The sequence below is a fragment of the Chimaeribacter sp. YP20170169 genome, from assembly GCF_056739715.1.
In genome coordinates, this window is the sequence record NZ_CP176824.1 from 3,353,228 (window position 1) to 3,379,463 (window position 26,236).

The following is a 26,236-nucleotide window of genomic DNA, read 5'->3' on the forward strand; positions in this document are numbered from 1 at the left end:
CAAGCTGGGGTTTTAACGCCGTTTCAGCAGCAGGAACAGGCTGATGAGCAAAAACACCAGACTTGGCAGCAGCGCGCCAAGGATCGGCGGAATGCTGTAAACCAAGCTGAGCGGGCCAAAAATCTGGTCCAGCACGTAGAACAGGAAGCCGAAGCAGATACCGGTCACCATCCGCACCCCCATCGGCACGCTGCGCAGCGGCCCAAAGATGAAGGAGAGCGCCATGAGCATCATCACCGCCACCGAGAGCGGCGAGAAGATCTTGCTCCACATGTTGAGCTGGTAACGGTTGGACTCCTGCCCGCTCTGCGTCAGGTATTTGATGTAGTTACGCAAGCCGCTGATGGAGAGCGCGTCCGGGTCCAGTGCCACCACGCCCAGCTTGTCTGGCGTCAGGTTGGTCTTCCAGACGCCGTTAAGCGTCTGGTGGCCGGTGATGAACTTGCCGCCCAGCCCTGACTCATCCACCTGCGACAGCTTCCACTCGCGCGCCTCACTGTCGAAGGCCGCGGTGGCGGCGTAGCGCACCGACAGCAGGTGGTTCTCTTTGTCAAAGTGGTAAATGTTGACGCCCGACAGCTCATTGTCGCCATTCAGCCGCTCAATGAAGATGAAGTCGTTGCCATCCTTCGCCCACAGGCCGCTCTGGGTGGAGAGCAGCGAGCCGCCATACATCATCTGCGCGCGGTAGTTACGCGCCATCTGCTCGCCCTGCGGCGCGACCCACTCACCAATCGCCATTGTCAGCAGCACCAGCGGAATGGCGGTTTTCATCACCGAGGCCGCAATTTGCATCCGCGTGAAGCCGGAGGCCTGCATCACCACCAGTTCACTGCGGGTCGCCAGCGTGCCCAGCCCCAGCAGCGCGCCGAGCAGCGCCGCCATCGGGAAGAAGATCTCGATATCCTTCGGCACGCTCAGCAGGGTGTAGAAGCCAGCGCCCGTCGCCGAGTAGCTGCCCTGCCCCACCTTGCGCAACTGATCCACGAACTTGATGATGCCGGAGAGCGACACCAGCATGAACAGCGTCATCATGATGGTGTTGAAGATGGTCTTGCCAATATAGCGATCCAGTACGCCAAACATCATGCCGCTCCTTTAAACCGGGCGCGCAGGCGGCGCATCGGCACCGTGTCCCAGGCGTTCAGCCCCAGCGCCAGCGCCAGATAGAGGGCATTGGTCGCCCACATCCACACCAGCGGGTCCAGCTTGCCTTTCGCGCCGTTGGAGCGCAGCGAGCTCTGCAACAGGAAAAAGATCAGGTAGAGCAGCATCGCCGGCAACATGCTCAGTACGCGGCCCTGACGCGGGTTTACTACACTGAGCGGCACCACCATCAGCGCCATCAACAGCACGGAGACCACCAGCGTCAGCCGCCAGTGCAGCTCGGCACGGGCGTCCGGGGTGGTCGCCTGCCACAGCTGCGTCATGCTCATCTGCTCCGCCTCGGTGCTGTTGTCCACGCTCACCGCCTGATGGCCAATCACCGCCAGATAGTTGTTGAAGTCCGTGACGCGGAAGTCGCGCAGCATCGCGGTGCCCTCATAGCGCGTACCTTGGTTGAGCGTCACCGTCTGGGAGCCATCCTCACGCTGCTCCATATGGCCACGATCCGCCACCACCACCGACGGGCGCTGGTTGCCGTTTGGCCGCAGTTGCGCCAGAAAGACGTCATGGAACTCCTTGCCCTTGACGCTGCCGACAAACAGCACCGCGTTGCCATCCTGTGAGGACTGGAACTGCCCCTCCACCAGCGCCGCCATGCTGGGGTTGGCTTTCGCCTCCGCCAGCACTTCGTCCTGATGCTTGGATGACCAGGGGCCAAGCCAGAAGGCGTTGCCCGCCGCCAGAATGGCAGTAATGAACGCCAGCAGCAGCGCCGCCGCCACCAGCACCTTTTTGCCCAGGCCGCAGGCATGCATCACGGTGATTTCACTTTCGGTGTAGAGCTTGCCGAGTGTCATCAGCAACCCGAGGAACAGGCTGAGCGGCAGGATCAGTTGCGCCATTTCAGGCACACCCAGCCCCATCAATGAGAGGACCAGATTCGTTGGGATATCGCCATCGACGGCTGCGCCCAGCACCCTGACCAACTTCTGACAGAAGAAGATCAGCAGCAGGATAAACAGAATCGCAACCTGGCTCTTGAAGGTTTCCCGTACCAGATATCTAATGATGATCACGCTTAATACGCCTGTGAAAACTTGTCTTTTTGCAGGAAAATCGCTAGTTTCTTCGCTAATCCGCCATTTATTCTCATCATATGGCAACCTTCACAGCTAAAATAGCATTAAAACATCTTGTGTTAGGGTGCCCTATAGGAACACGCCTATAGCCGCCAAAAACAGAATAAATTACGCCGTTCAGGTTAACATACGCAGTTAACACAATGACGAGAGTTTGTTACGGAGAGCCTCATTCTAGCCCGTAGCTCCCGTCCTTGTCTTTAAGATTCAGGAGAGTGCATGGAGTTCAGTGTAAAAAGCGGTAGCCCGGAAAAGCAGCGCAGTGCCTGTATTGTAGTCGGGGTTTTTGAACCTCGCCGCCTGTCGCCCATCGCCGAGCAACTCGACAAAATCAGCGATGGCTACATCAGTGCCCTGCTGCGCCGCGGCGAGCTGGAGGGCAAGGTGGGCCAGACGTTATTGCTCCACCATGTGCCCAATATTCTCTCCGAGCGCATCCTGCTGATTGGGTGCGGCAAAGAGCGCGAGCTGGATGAGCGCCAATACAAGCAGGTGATCCAGAAGACCATTAACACCCTCAACGACACCGGGTCGATGGAGGCGGTCTGCTTCCTCACCGAGCTGCACGTCAAGGGCCGCAACACCTACTGGAAAGTGCGTCAGGCGGTAGAAACGGCGAAAGAGTCGCTCTATACCTTCGACCAGCTCAAAAGCAACAAAGTTGAGCCGCGCCGCCCGCTGCGCAAAATGGTGTTCAACGTGCCGACCCGCCGTGAGCTGACCAGCGGCGAGCGCGCCATCCAGCACGGGCTGGCCGTGGCCGCTGGCGTGAAAGCCGCCAAGGATCTCGGCAACATGCCGCCAAACATCTGCAACGCCGCCTACCTCGCCTCGCAGGCGCGCCAGCTGGCGGATGCCTTCAGCACCAACATCACCACCCGCGTCATCGGCGAGCAGCAGATGAAAGAGCTGGGGATGAACGCCTATCTGGCGGTGGGCCAAGGCTCGCAGAACGAGTCGCTGATGTCTGTCATGGAATATAAGGGCAACCCGAACCCGGATGCCAAGCCCATTGTGCTGGTTGGCAAGGGCCTGACCTTTGACTCCGGCGGCATCTCCATCAAGCCAGCCGACAGCATGGACGAGATGAAGTACGACATGTGCGGCGCGGCGGCAGTCTACGGGGTGATGCGCGTGGTGGCCGAGCTGAACCTGCCGCTGAACGTGGTGGGCGTGCTGGCGGGCTGTGAGAACATGCCGGGCGGGCGCGCCTTCCGCCCCGGTGACATCCTCACCACCATGTCCGGCCAGACGGTGGAGGTGCTCAACACCGACGCCGAGGGCCGTCTGGTGCTGTGTGACGCCCTGACCTACGTCGAGCGCTTCGACCCGGAGCTGGTGATTGACGTGGCGACCCTGACCGGGGCCTGCGTAGTCGCGCTGGGCCACCAGATCACCGGGTTGATGTCCAACCACAACCCACTGGCGCACGAGCTGATCAGCGCCGCCGATCTGGCGGGCGACCGCGCCTGGCGCCTGCCGCTGCATGAGGAGTACCAGGAGCTGCTGGACTCCAACTTCGCGGACATGGCGAACATCGGCGGCCGCGCCGGTGGCGCAATCACCGCTGGCTGCTTCCTGTCGCGCTTCACCCGCAAGTATTCGTGGGCGCACCTGGACATCGCTGGCACCGGCTGGCGCTCCGGCAAGGCCAAGGGCGCGACCGGCCGCCCGGTGGCACTGCTGACCCAGTTCCTGCTTAACCGCGCCGGCATGAACGGCGACGAGTAACCGCCCTGCCGCCGGGCCTCGCCCGGCGGCATCGCCCCACCCGCCACCCGCCCCACCCGACCAATGGCAACGCAATGAAAAACGCAACCTTCTATCTTTTGGAGAGTGAGACCGCCGAGGATGGCATGACGGCCCATGAGGCGCTGGCCTGCGATCTGGCTGCCGAGCGCTGGCGCGCCGGTAAACGGGTGCTGATCGCCTGTGAAGACCAGCAACAGGCACAGCGGCTGGACGATGCCCTGTGGCAGCGCCAGCCGGAGGCTTTTGTGCCGCACAATCTGGCGGGCGAAGGGCCGCGCTACGGCGCGCCGGTGGAGATCTGCTGGCCGGGCAAACGCGGCAATGCGCCGCGCGATCTGCTGATCAGCCTGCTGCCGCAGTTCGCAGATTTTGCCACCGCTTTCCATGAAGTGATAGACTTCGTTCCTTATCCCGAATCCCTGAAACAGTTGGCGCGCGACCGCTATAAAGCCTATCGCAGCGTCGGCTTCCATTTGACCACGGCCCAGCCGCCAACTCACTGACATACAAGCGAAATGGAAAAGACATATAACCCGCAAGACATCGAGCAACCGCTCTACGAGCATTGGGAGCAGCAGGGCTACTTCAAGCCGAACGGCGACAGCAGCCAGGAGAGCTACTGCATCATGATCCCGCCGCCGAACGTCACCGGCAGCTTGCACATGGGTCACGCCTTCCAGCAAACCATCATGGACACCATGATCCGCTACCAGCGTATGCAGGGGAAAAACACCCTGTGGCAGGCAGGCACCGACCATGCCGGTATCGCCACGCAAATGGTGGTTGAGCGCAAGATCGCCGCGGAAGAGGGCAAAACCCGCCATGACTATGGCCGTGACGCCTTCATTGACAAGATCTGGCAGTGGAAAGGCGAATCCGGCGGCACCATCACCCGCCAAATGCGCCGTCTGGGCGACTCCGTGGATTGGGAGCGCGAGCGCTTCACCATGGATGAGAGCCTCTCCGAGGCAGTGAAAGAGGTGTTCGTGCGCCTCTATCAGGAAGACCTGATTTACCGTGGCAAGCGTCTGGTGAATTGGGATCCGAAACTGCGCACCGCCATCTCTGATCTGGAAGTGGAGAACCGCGAGTCGAAAGGCTCCATGTGGCATATCCGCTATCCGCTGGCCGACGGCGTGAAGACCGCCGAGGGCCTCGACTATCTGGTGGTCGCCACCACCCGTCCAGAGACCCTGCTGGGTGACACCGGCGTGGCGGTCAACCCGGAAGATCCGCGCTACAAGGATCTGATCGGCAAAGAGATCATCCTGCCGCTGGTCGGCCGCCGCATCCCGATCGTGGGCGACGAGCACGCCGACATGGAGAAAGGCACCGGCTGCGTGAAGATCACCCCGGCGCACGACTTCAACGACTATGAAGTGGGCAAGCGCCACGGCCTGCCGATGATCAACATCCTGACCTTCGATGGCGACATCCGCCAGGTGGCCGAGGTGTTTGACACCAATGGCCGCGAGAGCACCGCCTGCGACAACGCCATCCCGGCGGCGTTCCAGAACCTCGAGCGCTTCGCTGCCCGCAAGGCAGTGGTCGCGGCCATCGAGGAGCTGGGCCTGCTGGAGGAGATCAAGCCGCACGATCTGACGGTGCCTTACGGCGACCGCGGCGGCGTGGTGATCGAGCCGATGCTGACCGACCAGTGGTACGTGCGTGCGGACGTGCTGGCGAAACCGGCGGTTGAGGCGGTTGAGAACGGTGATATCCAGTTCGTGCCGAAGCAGTACGAGAACATGTATTTCAGCTGGATGCGTGACATTCAGGACTGGTGCATCTCCCGTCAGCTGTGGTGGGGCCACCGCATCCCGGCGTGGTATGACGAGGCGGGCAACGTCTACGTCGGCCGCACCGAAGAGGAAGTGCGCCGTGAAAACAGCCTGGATGCCGCCGTCGCGCTGCGCCAGGATGAAGACGTGCTGGACACCTGGTTCTCCTCCGCGCTGTGGACTTTCTCCACCCTCGGCTGGCCGAACCAGACCCCAGACCTGAAAGCCTTCCACCCCACCAGCGTGGTGGTAAGTGGCTTCGACATCATCTTCTTCTGGATCGCACGCATGATCATGATGACCATGCACTTCGTGAAGGATGAGGATGGCAAGCCGCAGGTGCCGTTCCACACCGTCTACATGACCGGCCTGATCCGCGATGAAGAGGGCCAGAAGATGTCCAAGTCCAAGGGCAACGTGATTGACCCGCTGGACATGATCGATGGCATCTCGCTGGAAGACCTGCTGGAGAAGCGCACCGGCAACATGATGCAGCCGCAGCTGGCGGAGAAGATCCGCAAGCGCACCGAGAAGCAGTTCCCGAACGGCATTGAGCCGCACGGCACCGACGCCCTGCGCTTCACGCTGGCGGCGCTGGCCTCGACCGGCCGCGACATCAACTGGGACATGAAGCGCCTTGAGGGTTACCGCAACTTCTGTAACAAGCTGTGGAACGCCAGCCGCTTCGTGCTGATGAACACCGAGGATCAGGATTGTGGCCTGAACGGCGGCGAGCTGCGTCTGTCGCTGGCGGATCGCTGGATCCTGGCGGAGTTCAACCAGACGGTGAAAGCCTACCGCGAGGCGCTGGACAGCTACCGCTTCGACCTGGCCGCCGGCGTGTTGTATGAGTTCACCTGGAACCAGTTCTGTGACTGGTATCTGGAGCTGACCAAGCCGGTCATGAACGGCGGCAGCGAGGCTGAGCTGCGTGGCACCCGCCACACGCTGGTCACTGTGCTGGAGTCGCTGCTGCGTCTGGCGCACCCGATCATTCCATTCATCACCGAGACCATCTGGCAGCGTGTGAAGGGACTGAAGGGCATCACCGCTGACACCATCATGCTGCAACCCTTCCCGGCGTATGACGCCGAGCAGGTGGATGCGCAGGCGCTGGCCGATCTGGAGTGGATCAAGCAGGCGATCATCGCCGTGCGTAACATCCGCGCTGAGATGAACATCGCGCCGAGCAAGCCGCTGGACGTGCTGCTGCGTGGGGCGGATGCCGCCACCCAGCGCCGGGTGAATGAGAACCTGAGCTTCATCAAATCGCTGGCCCGTCTGGAGAGCATCACCCTGCTGGCCGACGGCGAGAAAGGCCCGGTCTCCGTCACCAAGCTGGTGGAGGGCGCAGAGCTGCTGATCCCGATGGCCGGTCTGGTGGACAAAGCCGCCGAGCTGGATCGTCTGGCGAAGGAAGTGGCGAAGCTGGATGCAGAAGTGAGCCGCATTGAGGCCAAACTCTCCAACGAAGGCTTTGTGGCGCGCGCGCCGGAAGCCGTGGTCGCCAAGGAGCGCGAGCGCCTTGACGCCTGCGCACAGGCGAAAACCAAGCTGCTGGAGCAGCAGGTAACCATCGCCGCGCTCTAAGCCTGACCGCCGTCAGTGAAAAGCCAGCCTTCGGGCTGGCTTTTTTATTTTGCATTTCTGATGGTTTGCGTAATAGTAACCGGATCCACCGGCAGCCCCGCCGGCCCCTTTTTTCCTTTTCGAGTAGAGTGCCATGACCATTGCAACGCCTTCCCGTGTCGTCGTCCGCCCGCTGACAGAACAGGACAACGCCGCCATCGCCCACGTCATCCGCACGGTCTCCACGGAGTTTGGCCTCACCGCCGACAAGGGTTACGCCGTGGCTGACCCGACGCTGGATGACCTCCATGCCGTCTACCGCCAGCCGCGCAGCGTCTACTGGGTGGTGGAGGCGGATGGCGAGATCGCCGGCGGCGGCGGGCTGGCCCCGCTGGCAGGCGCGGAGCCGGGGCTGTGCGAGTTGCAGAAGATGTACTTTATGCCGGTGCTGCGCGGCCAGGGGCTGGCGAAACGGCTGGTGCTGGATGCGCTGGCGTTCGCCCGCACTCAGGGTTTCACCCACTGCTATCTGGAGACCACCGCCTGCCTCAATCAGGCCATCGCGCTCTATGAGCACCTCGGCTTTGAGCACATTGATGGCCCGCTCGGGGCCACCGGCCACGGCGACTGTGAAGTCACCATGCTGAAAGCGCTGTAGGGCCGCCGGATGTTCAGCTACCAGGAAGTATCCTGCCTGAATGAGCTGGAGCTGTTGGTCTACCACTATGTGCTGAAGCACCGCCAGCAGGTGATCTACATGACCATCCGCGAGCTAGCGGAGGAGGTGGGCGTCTCGACCACCACCATCCTGCGCTTCTGCAAAAAGATGGGCTACGCCGGCTATTCGGAGTTCCGCGTGCGTTACAAGCTGTTCCTGCAACAGGAGCAGGCGACGGTGCCGGCCTTTGGCATCAGCGAGCTGATCCACTATTTCCGCAGCATCGACAATGTGGAATTTGACCAGCAACTGAATGCCGCCGCCGCCATGATTGCCGAGAATGAGCGTATTATTTTTGTCGGTGCCGGCACCTCTGGCACCCTCGGGAAATATGGCGCGCGCTTCTTTTCCAACGTCGGGAAATTCAGCACCCACATCGACGATCCCTATTATCCGGTCAACAGTGACATGTACCGCAAGGCGGTGGCGATTATTCTCTCTGTCTCGGGCGAAACCCACGAAATGCTGCGCATTGCCAGCCAGTTCCGCCTGCACCAGTGCCGGATCATCAGCATTACCAATGGCGATAGCTCCTCGCTGGCGCAATTGGCCGACATGAACATTGCCTACCATATGCCCTCAGTGCTGTTGCCGGGCCACCACAATATCACCACCCAGATTCCGGTGATCTATATTCTGGAAACCCTCGGCAAAAAAGTCGCGCAGGTGGCCCCGCTGCCTTAAAAAACAACCTGTTATCAGGGCGTGACATATTACCCGGCGCGTGCCTTGTTATATCGTGACTTTATTTTTTGTTTTTGCCAGACTCGGATTTATTTCCAAATGGAGCGGTTCACAATGGCAAAGCAGGGTTTACCAGATGATTTCCTGTGGGGCGGCGCGGTGGCGGCGCACCAGGTTGAGGGTGGCTGGGATCAGGGCGGCAAGGGCATCAGCATTGCCGACGTGCTCTCCGGCGGCGCGCATGGCGTGGACCGGGTGATCACCGACGGCATCCAGGAGGGATACCGCTACCCGAACCATGAGGCGGTCGATTTCTACCACCGCTACAAAGAGGACGTGGCGCTGTTTGCCGAGATGGGCTTCAGGTGCTTCCGTACCTCCATCGCCTGGACGCGCATCTTCCCGCGCGGCGACGAGCTGGAACCCAACGAGGCGGGCTTGCAGTTCTACGATGACCTGTTCGACGAGCTGCTGAAATATGGCATCGAGCCGGTGATCACCCTCTCCCACTTTGAGATGCCGTGGCATCTGGTGAAGGAGTATGGCGGCTGGAAAAACCGCAAGCTGGTGGAGTTCTTTGTGCGCTTTAGCGAAGTGGTGATGACCCGCTACCAGCACAAAGTGAAGTACTGGATGACCTTCAACGAGATCAACAACCAGCGTGACTGGCGCTACCCGCTGTTCGGTTACTGCTGCTCCGGCGTGGTCTTCACCGAGGAGCCAAACCCGGAAGAGACGATGTATCAGGTGCTGCACCACCAGTTCGTTGCCAGCGCCAAGGTGGTCAAACTCGGCCACCAGATCAACCCGGCCTTCAGCATCGGCTGTATGCTGGCCTGTGTGCCGATCTACCCCTACTCCTGCCACCCGGATGACATGATCTACTCGGTGGAGGCGATGCGCTCACGCTTCCTGTTCACCGACGTGCAGGTGCGCGGCTACTACCCGGCCTACATCCTGAAGGAGTGGGCGCGCCGTGGCTTCACTATCCAGATGGAAGAGGGCGACGCGCAGATCCTGCGTGAGGGCTGCACCGACTACATCGGCCTGAGCTATTACATGAGCAATGCCGTGTCGGCCCACACCCTCGGCGACACCGATGACATCGTCAGCTTCCCCGGCAGCCTGCCGAACCCGCACGTCAAGGCCTCCGACTGGGGCTGGCAGATTGATCCGGTGGGCCTGCGCTACTCGCTGAACGTGCTCTATGAGCGCTACCAGAAGCCGCTGTTTATCGTTGAGAACGGCTTTGGTGCCATCGACAAGCCGGGCGACGACGGCCAGATTCAGGATGATTACCGCATCGCCTATCTGAAGTCGCACATTGAGCAGATGAAAAAAGCGGTGATTGAGGATGGCGTGGAGCTGATGGGCTATACCCCGTGGGGCTGCATCGACTGTGTCTCCTTCACCACCGGCCAGTACAGCAAGCGCTACGGCTTCATCCACGTCGACAAATATGATGACGGCAGCGGCACCTTGGCGCGCTCGCGCAAGGCCAGCTTCGGCTGGTATCAGCAGGTGATCGCCAGCAACGGCGAGACGCTGTAACTCGCAGGCAAGAAAAAGGCGCCACCGGGGCGCCTTTTTTTATCGCGGGGAATCAGTGGCGTTTGCCGTCATCTTCCTCGTCGATGAAGTCCTCATCGTCATCATACTCGTCGCCTTCGCCGTCCGGGTCTTCAAAGTAGGTGCCCCAGCCGTCGTAGTTGACGTTGCAACGCTCTGCCAGCGCCACCAGCTGCTCGACCTGTGCGTCGATGATCTCAGCGTTCAGCGCCACTTCGCTGATCACGTCGCAGCACATCAGGCGGGTGCCATCCTCAACTTCCAGCTCCTCGGCGTCGGTCACTTCATAACCCAGCTTGAAGGCTTCAACGGCGGCCTGCTCCAGCACCTCGAACTTCTCCGCAGAGAGGTGGTGCTCAATGGTGTAGAGCGCATCGGGATCGCTGCCATCATCCAGCAGTTCTTCGATGATCAGACGGGTTTCTTCACGCTGTTCGTCCAGCAATTCGCGGTTTGCCATGCCTAAGTCCTCAGTCAGTGGGCGTATCTGCTCGCATTCTCCCACAGCGCCGCCCCCGCCTCCACCACAAACGTGAAAGATTTGTTTGCCGGGGTTGTAATTGCATATTCATACATATAGAGTGAATTTTAATTCATATTAATCTGATGGTCAGCATGGAGATCCACGCGATGAGTTCACTCTATAAACGTCACTTCCTCCGGTTACTTGATTTCACCCCACCTGAGCTAGAGAGCCTGCTGGCGCTGGCGGCACGGCTGAAAGCCGAGAAAAAACAGGGCACCGAAACGCCCCACCTGCGTGGCAAGAACATTGCGCTCATCTTCGAAAAAGACTCGACCCGTACCCGATGCTCTTTCGAAGTTGCCGCATTTGACCAGGGCGCGCGCGTCACCTACCTCGGCCCCAGCGGCAGCCAGATTGGCCACAAGGAGTCCATCAAGGACACTGCGCGCGTGCTGGGGCGGATGTATGACGGCATCCAGTACCGCGGCCACGGGCAGGCGATTGTCGATACGCTGGCGCAGTATGCTGGCGTGCCGGTCTGGAATGGCCTGACCGATGAGTTCCACCCGACGCAGCTGCTGGCCGATCTGCTGACCATCCGCGAGCACCTGCCGGGCCGCCCGTTGCAGGGGGTGAAGCTGGCCTATCTGGGCGACGCGCGCAATAACATGGGCAACTCGCTGCTGGAAGCGGCGGCGCTGGCCGGGCTGGATCTGCGGCTGGTGGCTCCGAGCGCCTGCTGGCCGGAGGCGGCGCTGGTGGCCGAGTGCAAGGCGCTGGCGCAGGCGCGCGGCGGTGACATCACCCTGACCGAGGATCGTGCCGCGGGCGTGGCGCAGGCCGATTTCCTCTATACCGATGTCTGGGTGTCGATGGGCGAGCCGAAAGAGGTATGGCAGGAGCGCATCGCGCTGCTGCGTGACTATCAGGTCAACAGCGCGCTGGTGCAGGCCACCGGCAACCCGCAGGTGAAGTTCCTGCACTGCCTGCCAGCGTTCCATGATGACCAGACCACCCTCGGCAAGCAGATGGCCGAGCAGTATGGCCTGCATGGCGGCATGGAGGTGACGGATGAGGTGTTTGAGTCGCCGCACAGCGTGGTGTTCGATCAGGCTGAGAACCGCCTGCACACCATCAAGGCGGTGATGGTCACCACCCTCAGCGCCGAGGCGTAATTTCCCCTTAGGCGGCGTGGGGTTAGCCCTCCATGCCGCCTGCCGCGCATTCACATTGGCTTGCACTTTTCCGCTGCTTTTTCCGCCGTTCCGCTTAATTCTCGACTACCCTTTTCCAGACAGCAGCCGAAGAGGGAGAGGTCATGAGCGCCAACAAACTGGAATTTGCGCAACGGTTAGAAAAACTGCTCGGCAACATCTATCCGCGTGAACACATTGCGCACCTGTTGAGGCAGATCTTCCGGCTGGTTGCCAAGTGGCAGTATGGCAAGCACGCCAGTCCACACTGGGTGGATGGCAACAGCATTTACCTAATCACCTACGGGGACAGCATCCACCACGGCGACGAGAAGCCGCTGGCGACGCTCAACCAGTTTGCCCGCAAATATTTCGATGGGCTGGTGACGGACATCCATATCCTGCCGATGTACCCCTACAGCTCGGACGACGGTTTCAGCGTGATTGACTACCGCCGCATCGACGAGCGGCTGGGCGGCTGGGGCGACCTGAAGGCGCTGTCGCAGAACTTCAACCTGATGTTTGACTGCGTGATCAACCACGTCTCGCGCTCCAGCGAGTGGGTGCACGGCTACATGCATGGCGACCCGCACTTCGACAACTACCTGATCGCCGCCAACCCGGCGCTCGACTACAGCCGGGTGGTGCGCCCGCGCTCCTCGCGCCTACTGACGCCGATGACCAAGGCCAACGGCGAGCTGGTCTACCTCTGGACCACCTTCAGCGACGACCAGATCGACATCAACTTCCACAACCCCCAGGTGTTGCTGGAGAGCATCGATATCCTGCTGCAGTACGCCGCCAGCGGCGGGCAGTCGATCCGCTTGGACGCCATCGGCTACATCTGGAAGGAGCCGGGCACCCGCTGCATCCACCTGCCGCAGGCGCACAACATCATCAAGGTGTGGCGCACGGTACTCGACTACGTGATCCCTGGCACCCGGCTGATCACCGAAACCAACGTGCCGCACCATGAGAACATCAGCTACTTCGGCCACGGTGACGAGGCCCACATGGTCTACCAGTTCCCGCTGCCGCCACTGACGCTGCACGCCTTCATGCGTCAGGACACCACGGTGCTGACCAAGTGGGCACACGGCCTGAGCGCCGAGGCGCGCTACCCGGAGACCACCTACTTCAACTTCCTCGCTAGCCATGACGGCATTGGCCTGCGGCCGACCGAGACCTTCCTCGACGACAGCGAGCGGCAATTTATGGCGGCGGAAGTGATTCGCAAGGAGGGGCGCGTTTCGCACAAGGACAACGGCGACGGCACCTTCTCCCCCTATGAGCTGAACATCAACTACCTCAGCGCCCTGACCGAGAAGCAGGACAACAACGCGCTTAAGGCGAAAAAATTCATCGCCGCGCAGTCACTGCTGCTGTCGTTTGTCGGCGTGCCTGCACTCTACTACCACAGCCTGCTCGGCAGTGAGAATGACGTCGAGGGGATGCATCAGGCGGGGATCAACCGCCGCATCAACCGGCAGAAGCTGGAGGCGGACAAGGTGGAGCAGGAGCTGGCGAACCCGGAGAGCCTGCGCGCGCTGGTCTACAATGGCCTGCGCAAGCTGATTGAGCTGCGCCGCGCCCACCCGGCCTTCGCCCCGGCCTCCGGCCAGCGGGTGCTGGATCTTGGCACTGCGCTGTTCGGGCTGGAGCGCTACGACCCGAAAAACGAGGATCGCATCAGCTGCGTGATCAACGTGACTGACCACAAGGTGGAGCTGGAACTGGATGAGGTGGGGCAGGAGCTGATCACAGATATGCCGTTCAACGGCAAGATGACGCTGACGCCCTGGCAGGTGGCCTGGATCCGCCACTGATGCGGCGGCGCGCCGCCGCACCTGCCACTAGAGCGCGCTGACGCGCATTTTCACCACCGCTTTGCGTACCGGGGCCGGTTCGCCCACCGCGCAGAGCGGCTTGTGCACCTCGCCGGGGTAGAAGACCACGAAGTCACCGGCCTGCAACACCAGATGCTTCTCCTGCTCGCCGTGGGGCAGGAAGGCAATGTCCTTCTCCACCAGCCAGTCGGTCTCCGGCTGGTGCGCTGGCAGGGTGCTGAATGCCATCCCCTCCTGCCCGCGCAGCACAATCTGGATGTCCAGATACTGGGCGTGGTACTCGGCGCGGCGCGCGTTGGCCGGGGCGGTCATCTCCTCGGAGACCAGCACAAACACGTCCTCGCCACACAGCGTGTGCTTGCCGAGCGGGGTCTGCTCCGTGATCTGCTGTTTGACATAATCGATGGCCGCGCAGAGCGGCGCGGGCAGGTAGGGCAGTTGCGCCAACGCATAGATGTTTCCGGTAATCATGGTATCCCCTGGTTAAAATGAAAAGGCGTTTCATTATAACCCAGGGTGCGGCGGGCATTGGGATCGGGCTAACGTTTTCAGCCGATGGCCAGATGGCCAGATGTCGCTGGACAAACGGTTGCGTTGTGGCAAAAGTGAGAACTTTCATCTTGCAGAGTCACACGGCGTGCGTATAATGCGCCCCAATTTGCCGGGAGAGATCATGAGAAACGCCGCGTTTTCTGTTGCCGCACATCGCCAGAATGCCCTGCCCCAACCGGGGCGCGCCGCCGTTTTTCCTCCCGTTGCCCCGATCGTAGAACGCCCCTCATTGAGGGGCTTTTTTTTGCCTGCGATCCGGCGGCAGAACCCCATGCCCCACCAACCGGCATCCCTGCGGGGAGATACAGGAGAGCGACAATGGCCAATCCGCTGTACCAAAAACATATCATCTCGATTAATGACCTGAGCCGTGAGGAGCTGGAGCTGGTGCTCGACACCGCCGCCGCGCTGAAAGCCCGCCCGCAGCCGGAGCTGCTGAAGCACCGGGTGATCGCCAGCTGCTTCTTTGAGGCCTCCACCCGCACCCGCCTGTCGTTTGAAACCTCAATGCACCGGCTGGGCGCGTCGGTGGTGGGGTTCGCCGATGGCAGCAACACCTCGCTGGGCAAGAAGGGCGAGACGCTGGCGGACACCATCTCGGTGATTGGCACCTACGTTGACGCGATTGTGATGCGCCACCCGCAGGAGGGCGCGGCGCGCCTTGCCACCGAGTTCTCCGGCGGCGTGCCGGTGCTCAACGCTGGCGACGGCGCGAACCAGCACCCCACCCAGACGCTGCTCGACCTCTTCACCATCCGCGAGACGCAGGGACGGCTGGAGAACATCAGCATCGCGATGGTCGGCGACCTGAAGTATGGCCGCACCGTGCACTCCCTGACGCAGGCGCTGGCGAAGTTCAGCGGCAACCGCTTCTACTTCATCGCGCCGGACGCGCTGGCAATGCCGGAGTACATCCTCACCATGCTGGAGGAGCGCGGCATCACCTACAGCCTGCACACCAGCATTGACGAGGTGGTGCCGGAGCTGGACATCCTCTACATGACCCGCGTGCAGAAGGAGCGCCTCGACCCCTCCGAGTACGCCAACGTCAAGGCGCAGTTCGTGCTGCGCGCCGCCGATCTGGCCGCCGCGCGCGACAACCTGAAAGTGCTGCACCCGCTGCCGCGCATCGACGAGATCACCACTGACGTCGACAAGACCCCCTACGCCTGGTACTTCCAGCAGGCTGGCAACGGCATCTTCGCCCGCCAGGCGCTGCTGGCGCTGGTACTGACCCCTGAACTTCCCGCTGACCTGACCGCCTGAAGGAGCCGCCCCCATGACCCACGACACCAAACTCCAGGTTGAAGCCATCAAGTGTGGCACGGTGATTGACCACATCCCGGCGCAGGTTGGTTTCAAGCTGCTGTCGCTGTTCAAGCTGACCAAAACCGAGCAGCGCATCACCATCGGCCTCAACCTGCCCTCCAACGCGCTGGGGCGCAAGGATATCATCAAGATTGAGAACACCTTCCTGACCGAGCAGCAGGTGAACCAGCTGGCGGTCTACGCGCCGAACGCCACCGTCAACCGCATCGACGACTACGAGGTGGTGGGCAAGATCATGCCGAGCCTGCCGGAGCAGATCCACGGCGTGCTGCGCTGCCCGAACGGCAACTGCATCAGCCGGCGCGAGCCGGTGGCCTCCAGCTTCGCGGTACGCGCGCGCGGCGCGGAGGTGCTGTTGAAGTGCAAGTATTGCGAGAAGGAGTTTGGCCGCCAGGTGGTGCTGAACAACGACTGAGGCGGGTGCCGGTTGTGCAGTGCGCCACCGGCTCCCTATAATGCCCTGAACCTTCCCTTACCCAACAGGAGATATCATGTCCCGTACCATCAGCACTGAGCTTGCCCCCGCCGCCATCGGCCCCTATGTCCAGGGCGTGGATCTCGGCAGTATGATCATCACCTCCGGCCAGATCCCGGTCTGCCCGAAAACCGGCGCCGTCGCCGATGACGTGGCCGCGCAGGCGCGCCAGTCGTTGGAGAACGTCAAGGCGATCGTGGAACAGGCTGGCCTGAAGGTGGCAGACATCGTCAAGACCACGGTGTTCGTGAAAGACCTGAATGACTTCGCCACCGTCAACGCCGCCTATGAGGCGTTCTTCAACGAGCATGACGCCCCGTTCCCGGCGCGCTCCTGCGTGGAAGTGGCCCGCCTGCCGAAAGACGTGAAAATCGAGATTGAGGCGATCGCGGTTCGCCGCTGATGCCTGCGCGTGCCGCGCCCGCGGCACGCCTCCCCTCCCCCCGCGCGTTTTTCCCGCCCCCGTCCATACTTACCCCGTTGCCCCGGCGCAACGCATACCCCGCCCCTGACGCACTGAAACGGTGCCCAAGAGGGGTGATGGCCGCACGTTTTCCCGCTTTCTGTCCCTTGGCACGCTTTATGCGTGGGGATCAGGCAACCCAACGGCCTGTTTTGTCAGTGAGGTGAGAATGATAACGATTGACCTGTCCGCTTCACCGTTTTTTGATGAGATGCTGCTGGCGGAAGGCCGCCACCGCAGCCATTACGACGCCTACTGGCAGTGGCTACAGCGGGCTGACCAGCAGGCAGTGCAGCGCAAGCGGGAGGAGGCGGCGCTGCTGTTCCACCGGGTGGGCATCACCTTTAACGTCTACGGCGAGGATGATGGCGCGGAGCGCCTGATCCCGTTTGACAGCGTGCCGCGCATTATCCCGGCGGCGGAGTGGCAGAAGCTGGATCGCGGCATCCGCCAGCGGGTGCAGGCGCTCAACGCCTTCCTGCATGACATCTACCACGACCAGAAGATCCTCAAGGCCGGTATCGTGCCCGCCGAGCACATCCTCGCCAATGACCAGTACCAGCCCTGTATGCAGGGGGTGAAGCTGCACCGCGACATCTACGCCCACATTGCGGGCATCGACATGGTGCGCAACAGCGACGGCGAGTACTACGTGCTGGAGGATAACCTGCGCACCCCCTCCGGCGTCTCCTACATGATGGAGAACCGCAAGATGATGATGCGCCTCTACCCGGAGCTGTTCGCCGAGCAGCGCATCGCCCCGGTGGAGCGCTACCCCTCGCACCTGCTGCAAACCCTGCGTGAGAGCTCGCCGGTCAATGACCCGACGGTGGTGGTGCTGACGCCCGGCCGCTTCAACAGCGCCTACTTTGAGCACAGCTTTTTGGCGCAGCAGATGGGCGTGGAGCTGGTGGAGAGCATCGACCTGTTCGTCAAGGATGGCGCGGTATTTATGCGCACCACCGCTGGCCCCTGCAAGGTGGATGTGATCTACCGCCGCATTGATGACGCCTTCCTCGACCCACTGGCGTTCCGCGCCGACTCGATGCTCGGTGTGCCGGGGCTGCTGTCGGTCTACCGCGCGGGCGGCGTGGTGCTGGCGAATGCCATCGGCACCGGCGTGGCCGATGACAAATCGGTCTACCCCTTCGTGCCGGAGATGATCCGCTACTACCTGGCGGAGGAGCCGATCCTCAACAACGTGCCGACCTGGCAGTGCCGCCAGCCGACGGATCTCGCCTATGTGCTCGACCGGCTCGACCAGATGGTGGTGAAGGAGGTGCACGGGGCGGGCGGCTACGGCATGTTGATTGGCCCGGCCGCCAGCAAGCAGGAGATCGCCAACTTCCGCGACCGGCTGCTGGCGCGGCCAGAGAACTACATCGCGCAGGAGACGCTGGCGCTCTCCACCTGCCCGACCTTCGTCGACCAAGGGCTGGCCCCGCGCCACATCGACCTGCGTCCCTTCGCCCTGACCGGCGCGGAGATCCGGCTGGTGCCGGGCGGCCTGACGCGGGTGGCGCTGGCCGCCGGCTCGCTGGTGGTGAACTCGTCACAGGGTGGCGGCACCAAGGACACCTGGGTACTGGAGGATGACGCATGTTAAGCCGTACAGCCAGTGAACTCTATTGGATGGCGCGCTACCTGGAGCGGGCGGAGAACACCGCGCGCATCCTCGACGTCACCAACAAACTCTCCCTGATGCCGCTGCGCGCCGACCACCGCACCGACCTCCAGGTGCCGCTCAACATCAGCGGCACGCAGGCGCTGTTTGACGCCAACTACCCGCAGCTCAGCATGGCGAACCTGCTCGACTTCTTCGCCCTCAGCAATCACAACCACAGCAGCATCTTCAGCTGTATGCAGATGGCGTGGAACAACGCCCACGCGGTACGCGGCAGCCTCTCCTCTGAGGTGTGGGAGGCGATCAACGCCTCCTGGATTGAGATGAAGCTGATCCGCCGTAAGGGGGTGGCCGCCGTCGGCGCGGACGCCTTTTTCGACTGGGTGAAGGAGCGCTCGCACCTGTTCCGTGGCGCGACCTTCGGCACTCTGCTGCGCAATGACGCGCTGCACTTCATCCGCCTTGGCACGCTGCTGGAGCGCGCCGACAGCACCGCGCGGCTGCTCAGCGCCAAAGAGCGGCTGCTGCATGACAATGACCCGGTGCGCGAGTACTACCGCATGGAGACCCTGCTGCGCGCGGTCAGCGCCCGCGAGGCCTACCACAGCCTCTACAAGCAGCAGTACACCCGCGAGGCGATCGCCGAACTGCTGATCCTGCGTGATGAGTTGCCGCGCTCGCTGCTGGCCTGCGTCAGCGACATGATGGCGCAACTGGCGCAGATTGATGGCCCGCAGGGCAACCCGGCACGGCGGCAGATCCACGCGCTGCACGCCGAACTGCAATTCAGCACGCTGGAGGATGTGCTGGCACCGGGGCTGGATGAGTGGCTGACGCAGTTCCTCTCCCAGCTCAGCGGCATCGCCGACAGCATTCACCTCACCTACCTGGAGGCACAATGAGACTGAACGTCAACCACCAGACCCACTACACCTACGCCCAGCAGGTGCGGCGCAGCACCCAGTACCTGCGGCTGACGCCGCGCGACTCCAGCCACCAGCACATCCTCGCCTGGCAGCTCAACCTGCCGGCGGAGGCGGTGGAGACCACCGACGCCTACGGCAACGTGCTGCACGTGCTGACGCTCGACCACCCGCATCAGGCGATCACCATTCAGGCGCAGGGCATCGTGGAGATTGAGGACAACGTGGAGGATGACAATCAGGGGCCGCTGTCGCCGCTGGTGTTCCTGCGCCACAGCCCGCTGACCCAGCCGGATGCCGCGATCCGGGCGTTCGCCAGCCGTTTCCACGCCGCCAACGGCAGCCACGGCGCGCTGTGCGACATGATGGGCGATCTGCTGGAGCGGATGCCCTACACCCCCGGCGCCACCAGCGTCAGTGACAGCGCCAGTCAGGCGTTTCAGGGCGGGCACGGCGTCTGCCAGGACCATACCCACGTCTTTCTGGCCTGCTGCCGCAGCCTGAACATTCCGGCGCGTTACGTCAGCGGCTATCTATACTCACAGGACACCGCGCACGTGGCGACCCACGCCTGGGCCGAGGCGTGGCTGGAGGGCCACTGGCAGAGCTTTGACGTGACCAACAACACCTGCCGGCCCAACCAGCACCTGAAGCTGGCGATCGGCGTCGACTATCTGGACGCCTGCCCGGTGCGCGGCATCCGCCTCGGCGGCGGCTCGGAGGAGATGCACGCCGTGGCGGCCGTCCAGTCGCTGGATGGCGGGCAGTCCCAATCCCAATCCTGAAAGGGCATGATATGACCTATTGCGTGGCCATGCGGCTGGCGGCCGGCCTGGCGTTTGTCTCCGATTCGCGCACCAACGCGGGGGTGGACCACATCTCCACCTTCCGCAAGCTGCACGTGTTCCACCAGCCCGGTGAGCGCCTGCTGGTGCTCCAGAGCGCCGGCAATCTGGCGACCACCCAGAGCATCATCAGCCTGTTGCAGCGGCGCTGCCTCGACCCGGAGCAGCGCAACATGATGAACGTCCACTCGCTGTATGACGCCGCCACCATGCTGGGCGAGACGGTGCGGGAGGTGATCGCGCGTGACAGCGCCAGTCAGCAGGATGGCACCACCGATTTCACCTGCAACTTGCTGCTCGGCGGCCAGATCCACGGTGAGGAGCCGCGGCTGTTCCACGTCTATCCGCAGGGCAACTTCATTGAGGCGACGCATGACACCCCCTACTTCCAGGTGGGCGAGAGCAAATATGGCAAACCGATCATTGACCGGGTGCTAACCTACGACACCCCGCTGGAGCAGGCGATGCAGTGCGCGCTGATTTCGATGGACTCCACGCTGCGCAGCAACCTCTCGGTGGGGTTGCCGCTCGACGCGCTGCTCTACCCGAATGACAGCTTCAGCCTGTCGCAGCAGTACCGCATCACCGAGCAGCACCCCTACTTCGAGGCAATCCGTAAGGGGTGGAGCGAGGGGCTGATGAACACCTTCACCCAACTGCCGCCACTGGCGCTCGAGCCGGGGGGTGGGCGCTAGCCGTCACGACTTCTGCAACGCCTTCTCGGTTTTAAAGGGATCTATGCCGCGCTGTTGCAGGCGGTAGAAGCGGAGAATGTTGTAGCCGTTGACCAGCAGGAAGCTGCCCTCAATCAGCGAGCCGCCGATGGAGCCGAGCCAGATGTTGTGCGCCACCCAGCAGCAGGTGGAGCACCACATCACGCAGCGGGTGGTCAGGCCAGAGGTGCGGAACAGTGCCCAGGTACTGATGGTGGTGCCGCAGATCGGCAACAGCTCCATCAAGTGGTGGGCGTTGGTCAGGCCGAGCACCAGCGTAATGAGGATAAAGAGCCACATCACCCCGAGGTGGCGGGTGCGCAGCGCCACCAAGGTACGGGTGGCGCTCAGCCAGGCGCTGAAGGCGGCGGAGTGGCCGCCCATCAGGAACAGGTGCGCGCCAATCAAGGCGCTGTAAATTGCCAGCTGCTGCTTGAAGCGGCGATCGTTGCGGTTAAAGAACATGGTGATGCCCACCAGAAAGGCCACACCCCCCACACCCTGCGCGAACCAGTAAAACGTCATACACCCTGCCTTGCCACTACGACCAAAAGAAAACGGCGCCCCGCAAGGGAGCGCCGGTTTTGAAACGCTGTTCTTATTTTAAACAGCCCTGCCCGGTGTGACAAACCAATCGCGCCGCTGGCAGGGGCAGATCGTGCGATCTAGAGCGTGACGCCGCTTTTGAAGATCGCCAGCTCGCGGAAATCGTTCTTCTCGTTGCAGGTTTGCCGGCCCTCGGCGATCGCCACGATCAGATCGATGAAATCCTCCAGCAAACGATCCATCGGCACACCGTGGATCAGCCGCCCGGCGTCGAAGTCGATCCAGTGCGGCTTCTTCGCTGCCAGCTCGCTGTTGGTCGCCAGCTTCACCGTCGGCACAAAGCCGCCGTAGGGGGTGCCGCGGCCAGTGCTGAACAGCACCATGTGGCAGCCCGCGCCGGCCAGTGCGCTGGTGGCAACCGCGTCGTTGCCCGGCGCGCTCAGCAGGTTCAGCCCCGGCGTTTTCAGCCGCTCGCCATACTTCAGCACGTCCGCCACCTGGCTCTGCCCGGCCTTCTGGGTGCAGCCCAGCGACTTCTCCTCCAGCGTGGTGATGCCGCCCGCCTTGTTGCCCGGCGAGGGGTTCTCGTAGATCGGCTGGTTGTGGGCGATGAAGTAGCGCTTGAAGTCGTTGACCATACTGACGGTCTTGCTGAAGGTCTCCTCGTCACGGCAGCGGCTCATCAGGATGCGCTCCGCGCCGAACATCTCTGGCACTTCGGTCAGCACCGAGGTGCCGCCGTTGGCGATCACGTAATCTGAGAAGCGCCCCAGCAGCGGGTTGGCGGTGATGCCGGAGAGGCCATCCGAGCCGCCGCACTCTAGCCCAAACTTCAGCTCGCTCAGCCGCCCCTCGACGCGCGTGTCGTCGCGCATCACCTGGTACAGGTCACGCAACTGCTCCAGCCCGGCCTCCACCTCATCATCCTGCTGCTGGCAGACCATAAAGCGTACGCGTGACGCGTCGATCTCGCCCAGCGTGCTGCGGAACACATCGACCTGATTGTTCTCACAGCCCAGCCCAATCACCAGTACCGCGCCAGCGTTGGGGTGGCGCACCATGTTTTGCAGCATGGTGCGGGTGTTTTCATGATCCTGTCCGAGCTGCGAGCAGCCGAGGGTGTGGCCGAACAGGTGCACGCCGTCGATCCCCTCCGCGTCGCGGGTCTCTTTCAGGAAGCGGGTCTGGATCTGGCGGGCGATGCCGTTGACGCAGCCTACGGTTGGGATGATCCACAGCTCGTTGCGGATCCCCACCGCGCCATTGGCCCGGCGGTAGAGCTTCACCGGCCGATCCGCTGGCTGCGGCGGCAGCGCGGCAAACTCTGGCCGGTACTGGTACTCATCCAGATCGCTGAGGTTGGTTTTGGCATTCTGCGAGTGGATATGCTCACCGGCGGCGATTGCCACCAGCGCATGGCCAATCGGCAGGCCGTACTTGATGATGTGCTCGCCAGCGTCAATCGGGCGCAGGGCGAACTTATGCCCACGTGCCACCGGCTGCGGCAGAGCCAGCGGCTGGTCATCCAGCGACACCTGCTCACCGGCCTCCAGATCGCGCAGGGCGACGGCGACATTGTCCAGGGCGTGTATTTTTATTGTGCTTTGCATAGTGGTCATTTCCCGGCCGACGCCAGACAGAGAGAGGGGCGGAGCGATCCGCCCACAGGATCAGTTCAGTTCAATGGCAAAGTAGCGCTTCGCGTTATCGAAGCAGATCTCCTGCACCATGTTGCCGAGCAGTTGGATATCTGCCGGTGCCTCGCCATCCGCCACCCAGCGCCCCATCATCTGGCAGAGCACGCGGCGGAAGTACTCATGGCGCGTGTAGGAGAGGAAGCTGCGGCTGTCGGTCAGCATCCCGACAAAGCGGCTAAGCAGGCCGAGGTTGGCAAGCTGCGTCATTTGGCGCTGCATCCCATCCTTCTGGTCGTTGAACCACCAGCCGGAGCCAAACTGCATCCGGCCCGGCTCGCCCTCGCCCTGGAAGTTGCCGACCATGGTGCCAATCACCTCGTTGTCACGCGGGTTGAGGCAGTAGAGGATGGTCTTCGGCAGGTTGCCCGCCTCGGCCTGCGCGTCCAGCAGCCGGGAGAGCGGCTCCGCCAGCGGCTGGTCGTTGATGGAGTCAAAGCCGGTGTCCGGCCCCAGTGTGCGCAGCATCCGGGTGTTGTTGTTGCGCAGCGCGCCGATGTGGTACTGCTGCACCCAGCCGCGGCGCTGGTACTCGCCCGCGAGGAATAGCAGCACGGCGGTCTTGAACTGCGCCAGCTCCTGCGGGTTGGGCAGTGTGCCATCCAGACGGCGCGCCAAAATGCCATCCAGCGTGGCCTCGTCGGCACGGGCGAACAGCACCACGTCCAGCGCGTGGTCTGACACCTTGCAGCCGTGGGCGGCAAAGTGCTCCAGCCGCACTTTCAGGGCGTCACAGAGCTGGCTAAAGCGTGAGATGTCCGTGTCCGCCGCCGCGCCAAGGCGTGTCAGGTAGTCGGTGAAGCCGGGTGCGTCGATGTTGAACGCCTTGTCTGGCCGCCAGCTTGGCAACACCTTGATGTCAAAGCTGCCGTCGTCGGCAATCGCCTTGTGGTGCTCCAGCGTGTCGATCGGGTCATCGGTGGTGCCGACCATCTTGACCTTCATCTGCTGCATGATGCCGCGCGCGCTGAATTCTGGCTGCGCCAGCAGCGCGTTGCCCTGCTGCCAGATCGTCTTCGCCGTCTCCCCGTTCAACAGGGTGCCGGTGATGCCGAACGGGCGGCGCAGCTCCAGGTGCGTCCAGTGGTAGAGCGGGTTGCCTATAGTGTGCGGCACGGTCTCGGCCCAGGCGAGGAACTTCTCCCAGTCGGAGGCGTCGCCGGTACAGAAGCGCTCGGCCACGCCGTTGGTGCGCATCGCCCGCCACTTGTAGTGGTCGCCCTTCAGCCAGATGTCGTACAGGTTCTTGAACTGATAGTCCTGAGCGATCTGTTCCGGCGGCAAATGGCAGTGGTAGTCAAAGATCGGCTGGTCTTTGGCATAGTCGTGGTAGAGCCGACGGGCAAATTCAGTATCGAGCAGAAAATCTTCAGTCAAAAATGACGACATAATCAGTTCCTCACCTTACGTTCCACACGGGATCCGTCTCACGGACAAAGTTATCACACCAATTTCAGAGGGCGTCCAGCGCTTTTTTAGCTTATGCCTCTGCCATGCCACCCAGTGTAAAAGGCATAACCGCTGTAAAATCAGAGGCCGATCACAAAAAACCACACCGAAAGCGTTTCTTTCGTGAGTCTGCTAATGCTTGGTCGGCGTAAAAATGCGAATTGTGATGTCACTCAACTTTTAAATCTGTATGACAAGTTAAGGTGCTTGCGTTTTAGGCAAAGACCCGCGCCGCTTACCTGCCACGGTGGCGCGGGTCGTTCTCCTTTCCGGTGCGATGCAGGCGGTACGTACCGGCCGGGGGCCACTGGCCCTCTCAACACAATAATACGAAGCGCCAGCGGCCACGGCCGCTGTGTCCGGGGCCGCGATCGCGGCACCCATCGCCTAACAGAGACTGGGAGTGTGTTATATGCGTAAGATCAAAGGGCTGCGCTGGTACATGATCGCACTGGTGACCATCGGCACCGTGCTCGGTTACCTGACGCGCAATGCCATCGCCGTTGCCGCACCAACCCTGGAAGACACGCTGCACATCACCACGCAGCAGTACTCCTACATCGTGGCGGCCTACTCCGCCTGCTATACCGTGATGCAGCCGGTGGCCGGCTATATCCTGGACATCCTCGGCACCAAGGTCGGCTACGCCATGTTCGCCATACTGTGGGCGGTGTTCTGCATGTGCACCGCGCTGGCGAACAGCTGGGGCGGACTGGCGCTGGCGCGCGGCGCGGTCGGCATGGCCGAGGCGGCGATGATCCCGGCCGGCCTGAAGGCCAGCAGTGAGTGGTTCCCGGCCAAGGAGCGCTCGATTGCCGTCGGCTACTTCAACGTCGGCTCCTCCATCGGCGCAATGATCGCCCCGCCGCTGGTGGTGTGGGCGATTGTCGCCCACAGCTGGGAGATGGCGTTCATCATCACCGGCGTGCTGAGCCTGATCTGGGCGATCTGCTGGCTCATCTTCTATAAGCACCCAAAAGACCAGAAAAAGCTGAGCGCGGAGGAGCGTACCTACATCCTCGATGGGCAGGAGGCGCACCACCAGACCACCAACGGCAAGAAAATGAGCGCCTGGCAAATCGTGCAGAACCGCCAGTTCTGGGGCATCGCGCTGCCACGCTTTCTGGCCGAACCGGCATGGGGCACCTTCAACGCCTGGATCCCGCTGTTTATGTTCAAGGCCTATGGCTTCAACCTGAAAGAGATTGCGATGTTCGCCTGGCTGCCAATGCTGTTCGCCGACCTCGGCTGCATCGTTGGCGGCTACCTACCGCCGCTGTTCCAGCGGGTGTTTGGCGTTAACCTGATCGTCTCGCGCAAAATGGTGGTGACGATGGGCGCGGTGCTGATGATTGGCCCCGGCACCATTGGCCTGTTCACCAGCCCCTACGCGGCGATCGCGCTGCTGTGCGTCGGCGGCTTCGCCCATCAGGCGCTCTCCGGCTCGCTGATCACCCTCTCCTCGGATGTGTTTGGCCGCAACGAGGTGGCGACGGCCAACGGCCTGACCGGCATGGCGGCATGGACAGCCAGTACCCTGTTTGCACTGGTGGTGGGCGCGCTGGCCGACACCCTCGGCTTCAGCCCGCTGTTCGCCGCGCTGGCGGTGTTTGACCTGCTGGGCGCGGTGCTGATCTGGACAGTGCTGCAAAACCGCCCGGCCCAGCCGCCCGCGCCAGCCAGCGAGCTGCCGGTCACCGCCAAGGCGTGATGATGCTTCCCTACCCGGCCAAGGCCGGGTTTTTTGCACTTTTATGACCGCAGATCATAGGCTGGGCCAAGCCGCTGGGCTATAGTA

The 26,236-nt window shown here is 62.3% G+C and carries 23 protein-coding genes; 16 read left to right on the forward strand and 7 right to left on the reverse strand.

Annotated elements, in window-relative coordinates; all coding sequences use genetic code 11:
- Positions 1 to 12: 12 nt before the first annotated feature.
- Together lptG and lptF are read right to left on the reverse strand one after the other, a co-directional pair.
- Positions 13 to 1,086 carry an LPS export ABC transporter permease LptG gene (gene lptG, locus ACK3SD_RS15280; protein ID WP_481127568.1) on the reverse strand — a complete coding sequence of 358 codons (1,074 nt, stop codon included), beginning with the start codon at positions 1,084 to 1,086 and terminating at the stop codon, positions 13 to 15.
- Positions 1,086 to 2,183: an LPS export ABC transporter permease LptF gene (gene lptF / locus ACK3SD_RS15285; protein WP_481126042.1), complete on the reverse strand. Its 1,098-nt coding sequence runs from the start codon at positions 2,181 to 2,183 to the stop codon at positions 1,086 to 1,088. The genes lptG and lptF overlap by 1 nt, the downstream gene beginning before the upstream one ends.
- Positions 2,184 to 2,465: 282 nt before the next feature.
- Here lptF and pepA point away from each other — a divergent pair, with 282 nt between their 5' ends.
- The 6 genes from pepA (at position 2,466) to ACK3SD_RS15315 (ending at position 10,301) form a co-directional block, all read left to right on the forward strand.
- On the forward strand, positions 2,466 to 3,977 hold the full coding sequence (pepA, locus tag ACK3SD_RS15290; RefSeq protein ID WP_137764413.1) for a leucyl aminopeptidase: 1,512 nt from the start codon (positions 2,466 to 2,468) through the stop codon (positions 3,975 to 3,977).
- A 74-nt stretch (positions 3,978 to 4,051) separates the two neighbouring features.
- Positions 4,052 to 4,501: a DNA polymerase III subunit chi gene (locus ACK3SD_RS15295; protein ID WP_137764414.1), complete on the forward strand. Its 450-nt coding sequence runs from the start codon at positions 4,052 to 4,054 to the stop codon at positions 4,499 to 4,501.
- Between the two features lie 12 nt (positions 4,502 to 4,513).
- Positions 4,514 to 7,369, forward strand: a complete 2,856-nt coding sequence (locus tag ACK3SD_RS15300) for a valine--tRNA ligase (RefSeq protein ID WP_481126043.1) — start codon at positions 4,514 to 4,516, stop codon at positions 7,367 to 7,369.
- A gap of 133 nt (positions 7,370 to 7,502) precedes the next feature.
- Positions 7,503 to 8,006, forward strand: coding sequence for a GNAT family N-acetyltransferase (locus ACK3SD_RS15305; protein ID WP_481126044.1), 504 nt, complete (start codon positions 7,503 to 7,505; stop codon positions 8,004 to 8,006).
- 9 nt (positions 8,007 to 8,015) lie between these two features.
- The gene (locus tag ACK3SD_RS15310; RefSeq protein WP_481126045.1) at positions 8,016 to 8,750 is read left to right on the forward strand and encodes a MurR/RpiR family transcriptional regulator; all 735 of its coding nucleotides are present in this window, start codon (positions 8,016 to 8,018) and stop codon (positions 8,748 to 8,750) included.
- 114 nt (positions 8,751 to 8,864) lie between these two features.
- Complete coding sequence (locus ACK3SD_RS15315) at positions 8,865 to 10,301, forward strand: 6-phospho-beta-glucosidase (protein ID WP_481126046.1); 1,437 nt, start codon at positions 8,865 to 8,867, stop codon at positions 10,299 to 10,301.
- Between the two features lie 52 nt (positions 10,302 to 10,353).
- Here the strand turns inward: ACK3SD_RS15315 and rraB are convergent, their stop codons facing one another.
- A complete protein-coding gene (rraB, locus tag ACK3SD_RS15320; RefSeq protein ID WP_137764418.1) occupies positions 10,354 to 10,779 on the reverse strand; it encodes a ribonuclease E inhibitor RraB in 426 nt (141 codons plus the stop codon).
- Between the two features lie 170 nt (positions 10,780 to 10,949).
- On the opposite strand from rraB, the gene argF reads away from it, so the two are divergent.
- Together argF and ACK3SD_RS15330 are read left to right on the forward strand one after the other, a co-directional pair.
- Positions 10,950 to 11,960, forward strand: coding sequence for an ornithine carbamoyltransferase (argF, locus tag ACK3SD_RS15325; protein WP_481126047.1), 1,011 nt, complete (start codon positions 10,950 to 10,952; stop codon positions 11,958 to 11,960).
- A 143-nt stretch (positions 11,961 to 12,103) separates the two neighbouring features.
- On the forward strand, positions 12,104 to 13,804 hold the full coding sequence (locus tag ACK3SD_RS15330; protein ID WP_481126048.1) for an alpha-amylase family glycosyl hydrolase: 1,701 nt from the start codon (positions 12,104 to 12,106) through the stop codon (positions 13,802 to 13,804).
- A 27-nt stretch (positions 13,805 to 13,831) separates the two neighbouring features.
- Here the strand turns inward: ACK3SD_RS15330 and ACK3SD_RS15335 are convergent, their stop codons facing one another.
- Positions 13,832 to 14,296: a NanQ anomerase/TabA/YiaL family protein gene (locus ACK3SD_RS15335; protein ID WP_481126049.1), complete on the reverse strand. Its 465-nt coding sequence runs from the start codon at positions 14,294 to 14,296 to the stop codon at positions 13,832 to 13,834.
- Positions 14,297 to 14,695: 399 nt separating this feature from the next.
- Here ACK3SD_RS15335 and pyrB point away from each other — a divergent pair, with 399 nt between their 5' ends.
- From pyrB to ACK3SD_RS15370, 7 genes are all read left to right on the forward strand, one after another.
- Positions 14,696 to 15,643, forward strand: a complete 948-nt coding sequence (gene pyrB / locus ACK3SD_RS15340; RefSeq protein ID WP_137764422.1) for an aspartate carbamoyltransferase — start codon at positions 14,696 to 14,698, stop codon at positions 15,641 to 15,643.
- A 13-nt stretch (positions 15,644 to 15,656) separates the two neighbouring features.
- Positions 15,657 to 16,121 (forward strand): aspartate carbamoyltransferase regulatory subunit, encoded by a 465-nt coding sequence (pyrI, locus tag ACK3SD_RS15345; protein WP_481126050.1) that lies wholly within the window; start codon positions 15,657 to 15,659, stop codon positions 16,119 to 16,121.
- A 76-nt stretch (positions 16,122 to 16,197) separates the two neighbouring features.
- Complete coding sequence (gene ridA / locus ACK3SD_RS15350; protein ID WP_137764424.1) at positions 16,198 to 16,584, forward strand: 2-iminobutanoate/2-iminopropanoate deaminase; 387 nt, start codon at positions 16,198 to 16,200, stop codon at positions 16,582 to 16,584.
- 229 nt (positions 16,585 to 16,813) lie between these two features.
- Positions 16,814 to 18,250, forward strand: a complete 1,437-nt coding sequence (locus ACK3SD_RS15355; RefSeq protein WP_481126051.1) for a circularly permuted type 2 ATP-grasp protein — start codon at positions 16,814 to 16,816, stop codon at positions 18,248 to 18,250.
- A complete protein-coding gene (locus ACK3SD_RS15360) occupies positions 18,244 to 19,170 on the forward strand; it encodes an alpha-E domain-containing protein (protein ID WP_481126052.1) in 927 nt (308 codons plus the stop codon). The genes ACK3SD_RS15355 and ACK3SD_RS15360 overlap by 7 nt, the downstream gene beginning before the upstream one ends.
- A complete protein-coding gene (locus tag ACK3SD_RS15365; protein WP_481126053.1) occupies positions 19,167 to 19,976 on the forward strand; it encodes a transglutaminase family protein in 810 nt (269 codons plus the stop codon). Before ACK3SD_RS15360 ends, ACK3SD_RS15365 begins: the two co-directional genes overlap by 4 nt.
- Positions 19,977 to 19,987: 11 nt before the next feature.
- Positions 19,988 to 20,731, forward strand: a complete 744-nt coding sequence (locus ACK3SD_RS15370; protein ID WP_481126054.1) for a proteasome-type protease — start codon at positions 19,988 to 19,990, stop codon at positions 20,729 to 20,731.
- Positions 20,732 to 20,734: 3 nt separating this feature from the next.
- Here ACK3SD_RS15370 and ACK3SD_RS15375 read toward each other — a convergent pair whose 3' ends face one another.
- The 3 genes from ACK3SD_RS15375 to uxaC all read right to left on the reverse strand — a co-directional run bounded on the left by ACK3SD_RS15375 (position 20,735) and on the right by uxaC (position 24,378).
- A complete protein-coding gene (locus tag ACK3SD_RS15375; RefSeq protein ID WP_481126055.1) occupies positions 20,735 to 21,274 on the reverse strand; it encodes a YgjV family protein in 540 nt (179 codons plus the stop codon).
- 140 nt (positions 21,275 to 21,414) lie between these two features.
- The gene (locus ACK3SD_RS15380; protein ID WP_481126056.1) at positions 21,415 to 22,905 is read right to left on the reverse strand and encodes a UxaA family hydrolase; all 1,491 of its coding nucleotides are present in this window, start codon (positions 22,903 to 22,905) and stop codon (positions 21,415 to 21,417) included.
- Between the two features lie 60 nt (positions 22,906 to 22,965).
- Positions 22,966 to 24,378 (reverse strand): glucuronate isomerase, encoded by a 1,413-nt coding sequence (gene uxaC, locus ACK3SD_RS15385; RefSeq protein WP_481126057.1) that lies wholly within the window; start codon positions 24,376 to 24,378, stop codon positions 22,966 to 22,968.
- Positions 24,379 to 24,850: 472 nt separating this feature from the next.
- Between uxaC and ACK3SD_RS15390 the strand changes: the two genes are divergently transcribed.
- A complete protein-coding gene (locus ACK3SD_RS15390) occupies positions 24,851 to 26,149 on the forward strand; it encodes an MFS transporter (protein WP_481126058.1) in 1,299 nt (432 codons plus the stop codon).
- Positions 26,150 to 26,236 lie beyond the last annotated feature (87 nt).

Coding starts and splice junctions, on each gene's coding strand:
- pyrB (WP_137764422.1), top strand. CDS start 14,696: ATGGCCAATCCGCTGTACCAAAAACATATCATCTCGATTAATGACCTG.
- ACK3SD_RS15390 (WP_481126058.1), top strand. CDS start 24,851: ATGCGTAAGATCAAAGGGCTGCGCTGGTACATGATCGCACTGGTGACC.
- ACK3SD_RS15330 (WP_481126048.1), top strand. CDS start 12,104: ATGAGCGCCAACAAACTGGAATTTGCGCAACGGTTAGAAAAACTGCTC.
- ACK3SD_RS15300 (WP_481126043.1), top strand. CDS start 4,514: ATGGAAAAGACATATAACCCGCAAGACATCGAGCAACCGCTCTACGAG.
- ACK3SD_RS15315 (WP_481126046.1), top strand. CDS start 8,865: ATGGCAAAGCAGGGTTTACCAGATGATTTCCTGTGGGGCGGCGCGGTG.
- ACK3SD_RS15310 (WP_481126045.1), top strand. CDS start 8,016: ATGTTCAGCTACCAGGAAGTATCCTGCCTGAATGAGCTGGAGCTGTTG.
- argF (WP_481126047.1), top strand. CDS start 10,950: ATGAGTTCACTCTATAAACGTCACTTCCTCCGGTTACTTGATTTCACC.
- ACK3SD_RS15365 (WP_481126053.1), top strand. CDS start 19,167: ATGAGACTGAACGTCAACCACCAGACCCACTACACCTACGCCCAGCAG.
- ACK3SD_RS15370 (WP_481126054.1), top strand. CDS start 19,988: ATGACCTATTGCGTGGCCATGCGGCTGGCGGCCGGCCTGGCGTTTGTC.
- pyrI (WP_481126050.1), top strand. CDS start 15,657: ATGACCCACGACACCAAACTCCAGGTTGAAGCCATCAAGTGTGGCACG.
- ACK3SD_RS15295 (WP_137764414.1), top strand. CDS start 4,052: ATGAAAAACGCAACCTTCTATCTTTTGGAGAGTGAGACCGCCGAGGAT.
- uxaC (WP_481126057.1), bottom strand. CDS start 24,378: ATGTCGTCATTTTTGACTGAAGATTTTCTGCTCGATACTGAATTTGCC.
- ACK3SD_RS15355 (WP_481126051.1), top strand. CDS start 16,814: ATGATAACGATTGACCTGTCCGCTTCACCGTTTTTTGATGAGATGCTG.
- lptG (WP_481127568.1), bottom strand. CDS start 1,086: ATGTTTGGCGTACTGGATCGCTATATTGGCAAGACCATCTTCAACACC.
- ACK3SD_RS15380 (WP_481126056.1), bottom strand. CDS start 22,905: ATGCAAAGCACAATAAAAATACACGCCCTGGACAATGTCGCCGTCGCC.
- pepA (WP_137764413.1), top strand. CDS start 2,466: ATGGAGTTCAGTGTAAAAAGCGGTAGCCCGGAAAAGCAGCGCAGTGCC.
- ACK3SD_RS15375 (WP_481126055.1), bottom strand. CDS start 21,274: ATGACGTTTTACTGGTTCGCGCAGGGTGTGGGGGGTGTGGCCTTTCTG.
- ACK3SD_RS15360 (WP_481126052.1), top strand. CDS start 18,244: ATGTTAAGCCGTACAGCCAGTGAACTCTATTGGATGGCGCGCTACCTG.
- ridA (WP_137764424.1), top strand. CDS start 16,198: ATGTCCCGTACCATCAGCACTGAGCTTGCCCCCGCCGCCATCGGCCCC.
- ACK3SD_RS15335 (WP_481126049.1), bottom strand. CDS start 14,296: ATGATTACCGGAAACATCTATGCGTTGGCGCAACTGCCCTACCTGCCC.
- ACK3SD_RS15305 (WP_481126044.1), top strand. CDS start 7,503: ATGACCATTGCAACGCCTTCCCGTGTCGTCGTCCGCCCGCTGACAGAA.
- rraB (WP_137764418.1), bottom strand. CDS start 10,779: ATGGCAAACCGCGAATTGCTGGACGAACAGCGTGAAGAAACCCGTCTG.